Raw genomic sequence first — 13,618 nt, forward strand, 5'->3', positions numbered from 1 at the left:
TCTGTATTTTTAGAATAGATAATAATATTATAAAAAAACTAAACTCTTAAAAGTTCATAAGAATTAAACATGACATACGTGGTAAATGAAAATTGTATTAAATGTAAATTAACTGATTGCGTTGAAGTTTGTCCCGTAGATTGTTTTTACGAAGGTGAAAACATGTTAGTAATTAATCCAGATGAATGTATTGATTGTGGTGTTTGTGAACCTGAATGTCCTATCAATGCGATTGAGCCAGATACAAATAAAAATACTGAAAAATTAGTAATATTAAATAAAGAGATGTCAGCAAAATGGCCAAATATTAATAAAAAAAAAGACCCGCTGCCTGAAGCTGATCAATTTAAAAATGTGCCTAACAAACTTGAAAAATACTTTAGCGATAAACCAGGCGCTGGTAATAAATAATCCTCTAAGCTTGTATTAACTAACTAGATGCTATATTAAGCGCCATGGAATTTTTGAAAAAAATAATTAAAAGTAAAAAATCAGAAAATAAAAAAAAAGAACCAACTATAAAAAAAAATAAAAAAATTAAATTAGAAAAAAAACCCTTAAAAAAAGAAATTCCTAAAAAAGAAAAGCCACCAATTGAAATCAAGCCTAAAGGAAAACGTGGAAGACCTAAAAACCCAGAAACAAAAAAGATTACCCAACAGCCTGCCGCCGAACAAAAACCATTAACTGCGTCTCAACAAAATGCAGCAGCTGAAATTGTAATTACCAAAGTTGCAAAACAAGAGTCTGATAAGAAAATTTATAAAATTAAAGATTACGTTATTTATCCAAAGCATGGTGTAGGTCAAATTGTTGCCATTGAAAACAGCGTCATAGCAGATATCGAAATGACTTATTACAAAATTCAAGTAACTAAAGATAAATTGATTTTAACAATTCCTGTTAATCAACAAGGCAACTTGAGACCTATATCAAGTGTCAATCAGATTAATAAAGCAATATCTATATTAAAAGGAAAACCAAAAATTAGAAGAACAATGTGGAGTAGAAGAGCACAAGAATATGACCAAAAAATTAACTCTGGGGAAATCTATCAAATTGCTGAAGTTGTAAGAGATTTAAATAAAAATACTGAAATTCCAGTTGATCAATCTTATAGTGAAAGACAATTATTCGAAAAAGCATATGACCGTCTATTAGGTGAAGTGGCAATAGGAATGCAACTTAGTAATGAGGACGCTAAAAAGAAATTGGATAAGGCTCTAGGTAAAAAAGAAACTGTAACTGCAGAGCCTATATAAAAAAAACGCCCTTCAAAAAATTTGAAGAGCGTTTTTCTTGAAAACTCAAAAAACTATCTTCTTCTTTTTTTTGCTTTCTTTGCTGGCTTTCTTCTAGAAGCTTTTCTCTTCTTAGAAGTTTTCTTAGCTTTTTTTCTTTTTTTAGCCATTTTTTTCTCCCGTTACGTTAATGATCACTTAAATAATTTAAGTGATTCGCATTATCAAATACTTAAAAACATATCGTTTACTAAGTCAAATTGTTATTTTTTCAAAAAAATTTTGAATTGAGTCTAAAATTTTTTTTTGATTCAAATTTTATTGGTTTACAATAGTTTTTTGATATTTTTTTTAAATTATAAATCATTTATATTTTACTAAATTGCACTCGTAGCTCAGCTGGATAGAGTACAAGTTTCCTAAACTTGGTGTCAGAAGTTCGAATCTTCTCGAGTGCACCAAATTAGAAATAAAGTTTTTCTAATTGTTCACCAAAAACTTTTTTTATTTGATGTCTTCTTATTTTCATTGTCGGTGTTAACATTTGATTTTCGATAGTGAAAGGATCATCAATAATTATAAATTTTTTTATTTTTTCAATGATACTAAGTTCTTGATTTACTTTATCAATTATAATTCTAATTTTATTTTTTCTATCTTCTAATTCTTTACTAACAACAATTAGAGCAACTAAATAATTTTTTTTGTCTCCATAAATATAACTTTGAATAATTTCAGGATAATTTGCTAATAAATTTTCAATTTTACTTGGCGCTATATTGTCTCCTCCTGCATTAACAATGATATCTTTTTTCCTATCTGTAATTTTTAAGTAGCCCTCATTATCTATCTCCCCGATATCGCCGGTATATAACCAGCCATTTTTTATAATTTTCTCAGTTTCTATTTGATTATTCCAATACCCTAACATTAGATTTTCGCCTTTAACTAAGATCTCCCCATCACTTGCAATATTTACAGAAACATCTTTAAAAATCTTTCCAACTGTATCTATTTTTATTTTGTTAATAGGATTGCAACTTACAACTGGCGATGCTTCGGTAAGGCCATAACCTTGTAAAGTTGGCAACCCTAAAGAGTTCAAAAAAAGACCAACATTATAATCTAAAGGACCTCCTCCAGAGATAAATGCCTTAATCTTTCCACCAAATTGATTTTTAATTTTTTTTCTAACAATTAAATCTAAAATAAAATTAATAATTTTTTCAAAAAAGGACATCTGAATGCCCAGAACTTTTTTTTCACCTAATTGTAAGGTCTTTTGAAAAATAATTTTTTTTAAATGACTTTGGTTTTGTAAATTAATTTTTATTTTATTTACAAGATTGGTATAAAATCTTGGAACTGCGGTCATTATTGTTGGTTTAGCAATTTTTAAATTGCTCATTAATTTATCTAAACTTTCTGAATAAAATATTTTAGCGCCTAAAGTTAATTGAACGAACTGAACTGTATGTTCGTATGAATGAGATAATGGCAACCAAGTTAAAAAAGTACTCCTTGAATTTTTTATAAAGTCTAAAAATTCTAAAGCACCTTCACAATTTTTTAATATACCACCATGCGATAGGATAACTCCTTTAGGTGTTCCTTGTGTTCCAGATGTATAAATAATGCATGCTGGATCGATCCTTAATAAGTCTTTATTTTTATCTTTAAAAAAAGATAAGACTACCTCTTCATCAATTGAATTTTTTTTTATATCGGAAAAATTAATAATATTTTGAGCTGCTTCAAATTTATTTTGATTTAAATATATTATAAAATTAAATTTATAATTTATTTTCTTACAAGCTTCTAAAACCGTATTTAATAATTGATCATTTGAAACTATTAGTCCAACTGGCTTACAATCATTAATCGTAAATGCAAAATCATTGATTGTATAAGTCGTATAATTAGGAACTGCGATTGCACCATTAAATAGTATCGCTAGATCAACTATTAGCCACTCTGGCCTATTCTCAGAAACAATTAAAACACGATCACCTTTATTAACATTTTTCTCATTTAAATATTTAGCAAGTTTTAAACTATAACTTCTAGTTTCACTCCAGGTGTATATTTCAAGTTTTTTTAAATTTGGGTTGTTAAAATAAAGATGTTCTTCTTTATTAAATTTTTGAAATTGAAAATAAGAAATTTCATTTAGATTTTTAAAATTTGAAATTTTCATAGACAATATTCTACTTTTTTAAAAATTTTATTCTATATGAGTTATTTTAGATGCTAATAATAAAATTAAATATATAAGCTTTTTACAATGAGATCTTTATACAATAAAATTTTAGCGCTTTGCTTAAAGAAACAGTCTGAAAAAGTTTTATATTTTATTAGTTTTATTGAAAGTAGCGTTTTTCCAATTCCAATAGTCTTTTTAATGATTCCAGTTCAGCTAGTCAAAAGACATAGAGCTATGATTATTGGTTTCTTAGTCACCGTCACTTCAGTACTAGGCGGCGCTTTAGGTTATTATTTAGGTTATTTTTTTTATGACACAATTGGCGCTAAAGTAATTAGCCTTTACGGTTATCAAGACTCTTTTTTAGAATTTACCAATTCAATAACAAAAGAAATGGAGTTTTGGTTCGTTTTCTTTTATGCATTTACGCCCTTTCCTTATAAACTATTAACTATTGGCAGTGGCTTTGTTCAATTTAATTTTTGGATTTTTATAGTTGGTAGCTTCATTTCAAGAGCGATCAGATTTTTAACAATAAGTTTTTTAATTTGGAAATTTGGAGAAAGTATAAAAAATTTTATAGAAAAATACTTAAACATTCTTACTTTATTAACCGCAATTTTATTAATTCTAATTTTTATCTTTGTGAAATATTATTTTTAATTGGTGCGGAAGGAGGGATTTGAACCCTCACACTCTTGCGAGCAATAGATTTTGAGTCTATCATGTCTACCGTTCCATCACTTCCGCAGTTAAAATACTATTTACTACTAATACTCAATCTAACTAAAATTGCTAAAAGTAACCAAATAATAAAAGCATCACCATGACTTATTTTATAAGTAGCTCCTGCAAGCTTAGCTATCCCAATAATAATATAAAAATTTCTGGAGATACAATCAATGATATCAATAGTTGTGTAATTTCAAATTTAAATTTCATTTTTTAATTATTAAAATTCAAATATACATGACAAGTTAATGTTAAAAAATATATTAAATAAACTGATAAAACTAGCAGGGCATAAATTTGCTAAGTATATTCTTGCTGGCTGGTGCTTTTTAGAAAATATTTTTTTTCCTTTTCCATCGGATGCAATTGTTATCCCAATGTCCATTTCTAAACCAAAAAAATGGTTAGAAACTTTCTTTATCGCAACATTTTTCGCTTTTCTTGGAGCAATTGTAGCATATGGGATTGGTAGTTTTATGTTTTATAAAGTGGGAGTTCATATTTTTGAACTTTCTGGAGTAGATGATCCGCAAAAATTTTTATCAATTTTTTATAAAAAAAGTACAATGATAGCATTTATTGTCATACTATTTATCTCCGGATTTACTCCTTTACCTTTTAATTTATTGGCAATAGCAAGTGGTTTTGTTCATTTTAATATTATATTTTTTGCATTAACCGCGCTATTCACTAGGGGCACAAGATATTTTTTATTAACCTATTTATTTTCAAAGTATGGTCCTAAAATTCAAAAACAAATTGAAACAAGATTTACTAATTTTATGTTGTGGGTAGTAGGTAGTTTTATATTTGTAATAGCGGGGATGTATTTATTTTATATTAAATTTCCACATTATTTTGCTGCTTGAATAAATTTACTAATTATTTCATAGCAATTCTTTTAGTTAACATTTTAGTTATTTTATCTGCATTATTTATTGAATTTTTTTTAAAAATTAAACCATGCATACTGTGTATTTACCAACGTTACCCTTATTATATAATTGCACTTCTTTCTTTAATTTATTTTTTGAAAAAAGATCTTAAAATTTTATTAATTTTACTAATAATTTTAACTTCGCTAGCAAGTATAATATTATCTACTTACCATGTAGGAATAGAAACTGGTTTAATAGAAGAGACTACAAGCTGTAAGACATCATTGAATAATAATTTATCTAAAGATGCAATTTTAAAGCAACTAGAGAGTAATTTGGCCTCGTCTTGCAAAGAAGTAAGTTTTAAATTATTTGGTTTCTCGTTAGCCTCGATTAATATAATTTTATCTTTAATTTTAACCACTATTTACTATAAGATTTATTTATGGATGAAAAAAAACGCCTAATAGATGAAATGATAAGAGTGAACCACGCGGGGGAACGTGGAGCAATAAAAATTTATGAAGGACAATTAAAAGCCTTGCAACTTTTAAATAAAGATCCAGAACTTCAAGGTATTATTAAAGAAATGCGTGATCATGAATTAGAGCATCTTAAATTCTTTGAAGAGCAAATTATTGAAAGACAGGTTCGGCCTACTGTTCTTCTTCCAATTTGGGATCTATTAGGAACAGCATTAGGTTTTGGTACAGCTTTACTAGGAAAAAAGGCCACAACATTATGCACATCTTCAGTGGAGGAAGTCATTGGCGGGCATTATGGAGAACAAATTGATATTTTGTCTAAAAAATTTAAAGAAGAAAAAGAATTAAAAAAAAAATTTGAAAAATTTAGAGAAGAAGAACTAGAACACAAAGATAAAGCTGAGCAGCTAGGAGCTAATAATGATGGGTTGTATTCTTTATTAGATACTGTAATAAAAAATAGCTCTAAATTTGCAATAGCAATATCAAAAAGATATTAACTTTCTAATTTAACGTCCCAATATAGGTAATCTAACCAGCTTTGATGTAAGAAATTTGGGGGAAAAAATTTCCCATTATCGTGCAATTCTTCTACCGTAGGACGATAGGGTTTTACTTTAGGAATCATTCCACTCACGCTTGGCAGTTTACCACCTTTTTTTACATTACATGTGCAACAAGCAGAAACCACATTTTCCCAACAGGTTATTCCTCCCCTTGATCTTGGTATCACGTGATCAAATGTTAAATTTTTATTGCTTCCACAATACTGGCAGGAAAATCTATCTCTTAAAAAAACATTAAATCTTGTAAAATTTGGAAATTCGGAAGGTTTGATATATTTTTTTAATGAAATTACACTCGGTAATTTCATCGAAAAAGAAGGGCTTCTAATTTCACGATCGTATTCGGATACTATAGTCACCCTATTTAAAAATACATCCCGAACAGCATCTTGCCAACACCATAATGATAAAGGGTAATAACTTAGTGGCCTATAGTCTGCATTCAGCACAAGAGCTGGACACTTATCTAGTGGTACTGAATTAATTTCTTTTATAATCATTTAATATCTAATTGATATATTAATTTTATTTTTAATCAAAATATTTATTTTTTATTAATGTTAATAAATTCTAAACCTAAACTTAGTCCTTGAGTTGGTATAGAGTGACCACATCCTTTAAAAATTTTAGTTTTTAAATTTATCTTATTTTTAATTAAAAAATTTTTTGCTTCCATCATTTCCTCTAATGGAACAATATTATCATCATTACCGTGCATTAAAAAAATTGGAGGTTTTGATTTTATATTCTTCTCTAATAAAATAGGATCATAAATTTTACCCGAATACCCAACGACCCCTCCAATTGTATTAGTATTTGTCAATGAGTAATGTAAAGACATCATTGTTCCTTGACTAAAACCCACAAGAAAAAGCTTTGAACAATCTAAAACTAGTGCTTTGAGTTTTGCATTAATAAATTCTGTTAATTTATGTATTGAATTTTCTAATTCAAAATTTATCTTTTTTTGATCCTGACTCATTAAATCAAACCACTCAAACCCCCCAGGGTTCACAGAACAAATATTTGGGGCATTTGGTGAAGTAAAATAAAAATCTGGCAAAAACCTTTGCCAATAATTTCCAATATTAATTAAATCTTTACCATCAGCACCATATCCATGGCAAAAAACTACTAAATATTTTGCAACGGGGGATGTTTGTTGCAATGAGATTGTTTTTAAAAAGATATTTTCTTCAATTAATTTCATTAAGATTTATTTTATATAATTTAAATTGTTTTATGATAACTATTTATCAATGTCAGATTTAAGTAGAATTATTGCTATAATTGCTTTGATAGTAGTAACTGTAATTCTTATACGTGGATTAAAATCCTTTTTCCTTGGAAGCAATATCGATGATAAAAGAAAAAGTAACAAATTAATGCAATTAAGAGTTATCGCTCAGTTTGTTGCCATAGTTATTTTAATGACTTTATTTTATTTTTATAAGAACTAATTCTGTAAATTTTTTAACCAAGAAACAAATTTTTCATCGGCAAAGTCTATTGATCCAATAACTCTTGCTAACTCTTTGCTATTTTGATCTATGATTAAAGTAGTCGGCAAACCCCGAAGTCCAATTCTATTCGCCAGAACATACTCTGGATCATAATAAGTTGAAAAATTTTTAATTTTCAAATCACTTAAAAACTTATCAGTTTTTTTTTTATTTATTTTCTCAAGATTAATTGCATATATTTTTATTTTATCTTTACCTAAAATATCTACTAATTTATCGATAGAAGGCATTTCTTCTTTGCAAGGAACGCACCAAGTTGCCCAAAAATTAACAAGAGTAATTTGATGATCAAATTTATTAAATTTTAATTTTTTTCCAGAAAAATCTATAAATTCTTCGCCAGTAATTTCTTTTGGTATTTCATGAACGAGGATATTCTTGAAGGGAAGATCTTTAATTGGTTGTGGTAAAGAGTGATTAGTAATAAATAACAATAAGCTAATTGAGTAAACTAAATATTTAAAAAATTTACGCAAAAAAAACATAGTTTAGCTTTATATATTATTAAAGATATGACTAAAGAAAATAAAAATAAAGTGTGGGGCACAAGAGTTAAAAAACCTACATCAAAACTTTTACAATCTATAAATTCCTCAATTGATATTGATAAAAGATTATTTAATGAAGATATTGATGCATCCATTGCACATTGTGAAATGCTATCAAAACAAAAAATTATTAAAAACGATTCTGCAAAAAAAATTATTTATGGCCTAAAAAAAATTAAAATAGAAATTCAAAAAAATAAATTTCAATTTAAAAAAGAACATGAAGATATTCATCTTAATGTTGAAAAAAGATTATTTGAAATTATAGGAGATCATGCTGGTTTTCTTCATACTGCAAGATCTAGAAATGACCAAGTTGTAACGGATTTTAAACTTTGGATAAAAAAATCTGCGCATAACATTGATAAAAATTTAACTTTACTTATTAAAAGTTTTTTAAATAAAGCTAAAAAAAATATTGATGTAATTATGCCTGGATTTACACATCTTAAAAACGCTCAACCAGTACTTTTTTCTCATTATTTATTAGCTTATGTAGAAATGTTTAAAAGAGATAAAAATAGAATTAAAAATTTTTTAGAAAATATTAATGAGAATCCTTTAGGATCGGCGGCTCTTGCTGGAACTTCATATAATATTGATAGACACTTTACCTCAAAGAAACTTGGATTTAAGAAACCAACTGATAACTCTATTGATTCTGTCTCTGATAGAGATTTTGTTATTGAGTTTTTATTTATAGCCTCTTTATGCTCCGTTCATCTTTCAAGATTAGCTGAAGAGATTATTATTTGGAATTCAGATCTAGTTAATTTAATTACCCTAGAAGATAATTTATTAACAGGATCCTCAATTATGCCTCAAAAAAAGAATCCTGACTCTGCAGAATTAATTAGAGGAAAAACAGGAAGAATATTTGGTCAATTATCTTCTATGTTAACTACTATGAAGGGTCTGCCACTAGCATATTTCAAAGACATGCAAGAAGATAAAGAAAGTGTATTTGATGCATATGATAGTCTTTTGTTAAATATTCAACTTGCAACAGAGTTAGTAAACGGAATGAAGCCAAATAAAACCAAAATGCTAGCTGCGGCAAAACTAGGTTTTACCACTGCAACGGATTTTGCTGATTATTTAGTAAAAAAAGGAATGTCTTTTAGAGATGCTCATAAAAAATCTGCAACGCTTGTAAATATTGCTGAGAAAAATAATCTAACACTTGATGAATTAGATTTTTTAACGATTAAAAAAGTTGAAAAAAGTGTTGAAAAAGATGTCTTAAAAATATTTGATTTAAAAAATTCAGTAAATTCAAAAAAATCTTATGGCGGGACATCACCATTTAATGTTAATAAAATGATTAACAAATATCAAAAAGAGCTTAAATGAATAGAGTTTTATTAATATTGCTAATTTTATTAACCGCATCTTGTGGTGTAAAAAATAACCCTGTTTATCAAACTTTTAATAGTAATTTTGAAAAACCATCTTTAGAAACTAAAATTGATATCAAAATTATTTAATGAATTTTCTAAAATTCAAAAATAAAAAATTATTTTATGAAAATATTGCTATCTCAAAATTAGCAAATAAAATTAAAACTCCTTTTTATCTGTACTCCTTAGGCCAATTAAAATTTAATTTCAATAATTTCAAAAAAGTTTTTAAAAAAATAAGCCCAATTATTTGTTTTTCAGTAAAATCAAATTCAAATTTAAAACTAATTTCTGAATTAAAAAAACTTGGTTCTGGTGCAGATGTTGTTTCAATTGGTGAATTAAAAATTGCTTTAAAAGCAGGTATTTCACCAAAAAAAATAGTATTTTCTGGAGTTGGTAAAACAGAAGAGGAAATCGATTTCGCGATTAAAAAAAAAATTCTTTTAATTAATGCAGAGTCCGAAGCTGAAATTATAAATATTAATAGAATTGCTAAAAAAAATAATAAAGTTGTTCCTGTGGGAATAAGAATTAATCCTAATATTTCTGGAAAAACTAATAAAAAAATATCCACTGGAAATAAAGATAACAAGTTCGGAGTTTCGATGAATACTTGTTTGCAAATATTCAATAATCAATATGATTATGAATTTATAAAATTTGAAGCCATTAGTGTACATATTGGCTCACAAATTATGGAGGTTAATCCTTTTAAAAAGGTTTTAAATGCACTTTCGGAATTTAATAAAAAAATTAATCAAATTGGTATCAATCTTAAATATATTGATTTAGGAGGGGGAACTGGAATTCCTTACTCAGATGATGAGAAGAATTTTAATTTAGAAAAATACTCTGATCTTGTTTTTAATTTCAAAAAAATAAATAATGTGGAAATTATATTTGAACCTGGAAGATCTATTTGTGGAAATACTGGAATATTGGTTTCTAAAGTAATTTACCTAAAAGATACTTTAAAAAAGAAATTTGTAATTATTGATGCCGCAATGAATGATTTGATTAGACCTGCTTTATATGGTGCAAAACATCAAATTCATCCTTTATTAAAAAATAATTCAAATATTAATAAGTATACTGAATTTGTTGGTCCTGTCTGTGAAAGTTCTGATACATTTATTTCTTATAATAAATACCAAAAATTAAATGAGGGAGATTATGTTTGCATTAATAATATTGGAGCTTACGGAAGATCTTTAGCCTCAAATTATAATACAAGGCCCTATTGCGCAGAAATTCTAATTAACAAAAATAAATATAAAGTCATTAGACCAAGGCAAAAATTAGAATCTTTGATTAATTAAATGCACTTTTTAAGGTCCTTGGTTTTCAATTTTGCAACCTATTGCGGATCCTTTTTTTCAACATTATTAGCTTTGCCTACTTTAGTGATGCCAAGGGCAGCAATGCAATATTTAGCTCGTATGCTTGGTTTCTATATTATCTTTTGTGTAAGATTTATTATTAACACAAAAATAATATTTAAAGGATTAGACAATATTCCAAAAAATAGAAAATTTTTTATAGCATCTGCACACCAATCTATTTGTGAAACTTTTGTTTTTAATGCTGTTCTTAATGCTCCGATTTTTATTGTTAAAGCTGAATTATTTAAAATACCTTTTTATGGATGGTGTATAAAAAAATTAGGGTTTATTGGAATTCATAGAGAAAAGGTAACCAAAGATCACCTTGTCTTTTTAGAAAAAACTGCAGAAACTATTAACAAAGAAACATCGCCTCTAATTATCTTTCCGCAAGGAACTCGAATTAAAAATAATGAAAGAGTCCCCTTAAAAAAAGGTGTTTCAAGAATTTATGAGAAAGCAAACGTAGCCTGTATACCTGTTAAATTAAATACAGGTGATGTTTGGCCAAAAGATAGTTTTTTTAGATTTCCTGGAGAAATTTGCATTGAATTTAAAAAGCCAATTGAGCCAGGTTTAAACTCTAATGATTTTATGAATAAACTTGAAAAAGAAATATATGATTAATTTTTTCTACCAAAATTAGGGGTGCTAATATCCTGTCCCGCTTTAACAATCGCCTGCCTAATCTTTCTAGTTTTAGAAAATAACTTAAATAATTTATTTTTATCTCTTCTTAAAATTGCCCCTTTTAAGTTTTTTAAATCAGAATTAAATTTATCTAACATATGAAGAATTTGTTTACGATTATTTAGTGCGATATCTCTCCACATTATTGGATCTGATGATGCAATTCTGGTAAAGTCTCTAAATCCACTGGCGCTATACTTAATAACTTCTGACTTTGTATCCTTTTCAAGATTAGCTGCAGTGCCAACGATATTATATGCAATTAAATGTGGGATATGACTAGTGATTGCCATAACTTTATCGTGATGTTCTGCTGACATATATTGAACCTTACATCCAATTCTCTTCCAAAATTTATTCAATTTTTTAATGTAGCTAGAATTTTTTTTATTTGTTGGAGTAATAATGCACCATCTATTTTTAAATAAGTCAGCAAAACCTGCTCTAGGTCCACTCTGCTCAGTGCCTGCTATTGGGTGGGCTGGAATCCAAATTGTATTTCTATTAATTAACTTGCTGACAACTTGAGTAACATAAATTTTTGCAGAACCAACATCTGTTAAAATACACGTTTTTTTTAAATTATTTTTTATATTAGAGACAATATTTTTATAAGTCCCTAAGGGAGTGCAAATAATCACCAAGTCTGAATTCTCAACACTTTTTTTTACATTTTTTTCAATTTGATTTGCTATTTTAAGTTTTAAAACTGTCTTTAAAACCGACTCTGATTTATCGTGAGCAATTAAATTTTTGCATAAATTTTTTTTTTTAATTGCTCTTGCAATTGATGATCCTATTAAACCCAGGCCTATAATTGTTATTTTTTTAAACATCGAAAATTTTATTTAAAGTTTTTAAAAATAGATTATTTTCTGAATTATTTCCAATAGTCACCCTTAATGAATTAGGCAACCCATAAGCTTTCATTTTTCTTAATATAATTTTAGATTTAATAAATTTATCAAATACCTGATCTGCAGTTATTTGCTTATTGTTAAAGTGCATTAAAAAAAAATTTGCAACAGGAACATTTGTTAGGATTCCTAAATTTACAAAATTTTCAAAAAAAATATCTGCCCATTTACGATTATGGTCTATATTTTTTTGTAACCATTTTTTATCGCGCAAAGCTTCTACGCCAGCTACTTGTGCTGCTGAATTAACGTTGAAGGGGGGTTTTATAAGTTTCATGCCTGAAATAATATTTTTTGGCCCATAACCCCAACCAAGTCTTAAGCTAGCAAGACCATGTATTTTAGAGAAAGATCGAGTAATAAGAACATTACTAAAATTTTTAAACAAATTTAAACCGGAAACATAATCGTTATTGATAACAAACTCAAAATAAGCATCATCTACAACTAATAAAATATTGCTACGCAACTTCTTTCTTAATAACAACATCTCGTTTTTATCCAAATATGTTCCTGTTGGATTGTTTGGATTAGCTAAAAAAACAATTTTAGTTCGAGCGGTAACCTTTGCTAAGATAGAATCTATATTTGCTTTAAAGTTATCCTCTGGTGCTGAAATCACTTTACCACCGTGTATTTTCGCATAAATCCTGTACATTAAAAAACTGTATTCTGTGACTATCACTTCATCATTTGGTTTTAAAAATAATTGACAAGCTAAGCTAATAATTTCATCAGAACCATTACCAATAATAATGTTATTTGGATTTAGTTTAAAATTTTTTGATATTGATTGAGTCAAAATATTTGAGTTACCGTCTGGATACCTAGATAACTTTTTACTATTTTTAACAAATGCAGAGATAGCTTTTTTTGAGGGTCCTAAAGCAGATTCATTAGCGGATAATTTTATTGGATTTTTAATATTTTTAATTTGCGATAATCCACCTACATATTTTAAATTGCTAAAATTTTTAAATCTTAAACTCATATTTTTTAATTAACACAATGCTATTATGGTTGATACTATTTATAAAAATAAATCTTATT

17 protein-coding genes and 2 tRNA genes are annotated in these 13,618 nt (G+C 27.3%); 12 read left to right on the forward strand and 7 right to left on the reverse strand.

Going from position 1 to position 13,618, the window contains the following annotated elements; all coding sequences use genetic code 11:
* Positions 1 to 69: 69 nt before the first annotated feature.
* The 3 genes from fdxA (at position 70) to CR143_RS05395 (ending at position 1,702) form a co-directional block, all read left to right on the forward strand.
* Entirely contained in the window at positions 70 to 411 is a 342-nt protein-coding gene (gene fdxA, locus CR143_RS05385; RefSeq protein WP_099340802.1) for a ferredoxin FdxA, read from the forward strand.
* 44 nt (positions 412 to 455) lie between these two features.
* Complete coding sequence (locus CR143_RS05390) at positions 456 to 1,262, forward strand: CarD family transcriptional regulator (protein WP_099340803.1); 807 nt, start codon at positions 456 to 458, stop codon at positions 1,260 to 1,262.
* 363 nt (positions 1,263 to 1,625) lie between these two features.
* Positions 1,626 to 1,702 (forward strand) — tRNA-Arg (locus tag CR143_RS05395).
* Positions 1,703 to 1,704: 2 nt separating this feature from the next.
* On the opposite strand, the gene CR143_RS05400 is transcribed toward CR143_RS05395, so the two are convergent.
* Positions 1,705 to 3,438 carry an AMP-dependent synthetase/ligase gene (locus tag CR143_RS05400; RefSeq protein ID WP_099340804.1) on the reverse strand — a complete coding sequence of 578 codons (1,734 nt, stop codon included), beginning with the start codon at positions 3,436 to 3,438 and terminating at the stop codon, positions 1,705 to 1,707.
* 87 nt (positions 3,439 to 3,525) lie between these two features.
* Here CR143_RS05400 and CR143_RS05405 point away from each other — a divergent pair, with 87 nt between their 5' ends.
* Entirely contained in the window at positions 3,526 to 4,107 is a 582-nt protein-coding gene (locus CR143_RS05405; protein WP_099340805.1) for a YqaA family protein, read from the forward strand.
* A 1-nt stretch (position 4,108) separates the two neighbouring features.
* On the opposite strand, the gene CR143_RS05410 is transcribed toward CR143_RS05405, so the two are convergent.
* Positions 4,109 to 4,194 (reverse strand) — tRNA-Leu (locus tag CR143_RS05410).
* A gap of 230 nt (positions 4,195 to 4,424) precedes the next feature.
* Between CR143_RS05410 and CR143_RS05420 the strand changes: the two genes are divergently transcribed.
* The 3 genes from CR143_RS05420 to CR143_RS05430 are packed head-to-tail and all read left to right on the forward strand — an operon-like array spanning position 4,425 to position 6,039.
* Positions 4,425 to 5,045: a YqaA family protein gene (locus CR143_RS05420; RefSeq protein WP_099340806.1), complete on the forward strand. Its 621-nt coding sequence runs from the start codon at positions 4,425 to 4,427 to the stop codon at positions 5,043 to 5,045.
* Positions 5,042 to 5,521, forward strand: a complete 480-nt coding sequence (locus CR143_RS05425) for a disulfide bond formation protein B (RefSeq protein ID WP_099340807.1) — start codon at positions 5,042 to 5,044, stop codon at positions 5,519 to 5,521. Before CR143_RS05420 ends, CR143_RS05425 begins: the two co-directional genes overlap by 4 nt.
* The gene (locus tag CR143_RS05430; RefSeq protein ID WP_099340808.1) at positions 5,500 to 6,039 is read left to right on the forward strand and encodes a demethoxyubiquinone hydroxylase family protein; all 540 of its coding nucleotides are present in this window, start codon (positions 5,500 to 5,502) and stop codon (positions 6,037 to 6,039) included. The genes CR143_RS05425 and CR143_RS05430 overlap by 22 nt, the downstream gene beginning before the upstream one ends.
* Here the strand turns inward: CR143_RS05430 and CR143_RS05435 are convergent.
* Both CR143_RS05435 and CR143_RS05440 read right to left on the reverse strand, forming a co-directional pair.
* Positions 6,036 to 6,605 carry an HNH endonuclease gene (locus CR143_RS05435; RefSeq protein WP_099340809.1) on the reverse strand — a complete coding sequence of 190 codons (570 nt, stop codon included), beginning with the start codon at positions 6,603 to 6,605 and terminating at the stop codon, positions 6,036 to 6,038. The two genes, CR143_RS05430 and CR143_RS05435, sit on opposite strands and share 4 nt — an antisense overlap.
* A 44-nt stretch (positions 6,606 to 6,649) precedes the next feature.
* Positions 6,650 to 7,315, reverse strand: coding sequence for an alpha/beta hydrolase (locus tag CR143_RS05440; protein ID WP_099340810.1), 666 nt, complete (start codon positions 7,313 to 7,315; stop codon positions 6,650 to 6,652).
* Positions 7,316 to 7,364: 49 nt separating this feature from the next.
* Here CR143_RS05440 and CR143_RS05445 point away from each other — a divergent pair, with 49 nt between their 5' ends.
* Complete coding sequence (locus CR143_RS05445; protein ID WP_099340811.1) at positions 7,365 to 7,565, forward strand: twin transmembrane helix small protein; 201 nt, start codon at positions 7,365 to 7,367, stop codon at positions 7,563 to 7,565.
* Here CR143_RS05445 and CR143_RS05450 read toward each other — a convergent pair.
* Positions 7,562 to 8,113: a TlpA family protein disulfide reductase gene (locus CR143_RS05450; RefSeq protein WP_099340812.1), complete on the reverse strand. Its 552-nt coding sequence runs from the start codon at positions 8,111 to 8,113 to the stop codon at positions 7,562 to 7,564. The genes CR143_RS05445 and CR143_RS05450 overlap by 4 nt on opposite strands.
* 27 nt (positions 8,114 to 8,140) lie before the next feature.
* Here CR143_RS05450 and argH point away from each other — a divergent pair, with 27 nt between their 5' ends.
* The 4 genes from argH to CR143_RS05465 are packed head-to-tail and all read left to right on the forward strand — an operon-like array spanning position 8,141 to position 11,588.
* Positions 8,141 to 9,529, forward strand: a complete 1,389-nt coding sequence (gene argH / locus CR143_RS05455) for an argininosuccinate lyase (RefSeq protein WP_099340813.1) — start codon at positions 8,141 to 8,143, stop codon at positions 9,527 to 9,529.
* A complete protein-coding gene (locus tag CR143_RS06380; protein ID WP_169696846.1) occupies positions 9,526 to 9,663 on the forward strand; it encodes a hypothetical protein in 138 nt (45 codons plus the stop codon). The genes argH and CR143_RS06380 overlap by 4 nt, the downstream gene beginning before the upstream one ends.
* Positions 9,663 to 10,898: a diaminopimelate decarboxylase gene (lysA, locus tag CR143_RS05460; RefSeq protein ID WP_099340814.1), complete on the forward strand. Its 1,236-nt coding sequence runs from the start codon at positions 9,663 to 9,665 to the stop codon at positions 10,896 to 10,898. The genes CR143_RS06380 and lysA overlap by 1 nt, the downstream gene beginning before the upstream one ends.
* The gene (locus CR143_RS05465) at positions 10,899 to 11,588 is read left to right on the forward strand and encodes a lysophospholipid acyltransferase family protein (RefSeq protein ID WP_099340815.1); all 690 of its coding nucleotides are present in this window, start codon (positions 10,899 to 10,901) and stop codon (positions 11,586 to 11,588) included.
* Here CR143_RS05465 and CR143_RS05470 read toward each other — a convergent pair.
* Together CR143_RS05470 and hisC are read right to left on the reverse strand one after the other, a co-directional pair.
* Complete coding sequence (locus CR143_RS05470) at positions 11,585 to 12,487, reverse strand: prephenate/arogenate dehydrogenase family protein (RefSeq protein WP_099340816.1); 903 nt, start codon at positions 12,485 to 12,487, stop codon at positions 11,585 to 11,587. The genes CR143_RS05465 and CR143_RS05470 overlap by 4 nt on opposite strands.
* Positions 12,480 to 13,559, reverse strand: coding sequence for a histidinol-phosphate transaminase (gene hisC / locus CR143_RS05475; RefSeq protein WP_099340817.1), 1,080 nt, complete (start codon positions 13,557 to 13,559; stop codon positions 12,480 to 12,482). The genes CR143_RS05470 and hisC overlap by 8 nt, the downstream gene beginning before the upstream one ends.
* Between the last annotated feature and the right edge of the window lie 59 nt (positions 13,560 to 13,618).

It is taken from the genome of Candidatus Fonsibacter ubiquis, from assembly GCF_002688585.1.
In the GTDB taxonomy this organism is placed as follows: domain Bacteria; phylum Pseudomonadota; class Alphaproteobacteria; order Pelagibacterales; family Pelagibacteraceae; genus Fontibacterium; species Fontibacterium commune.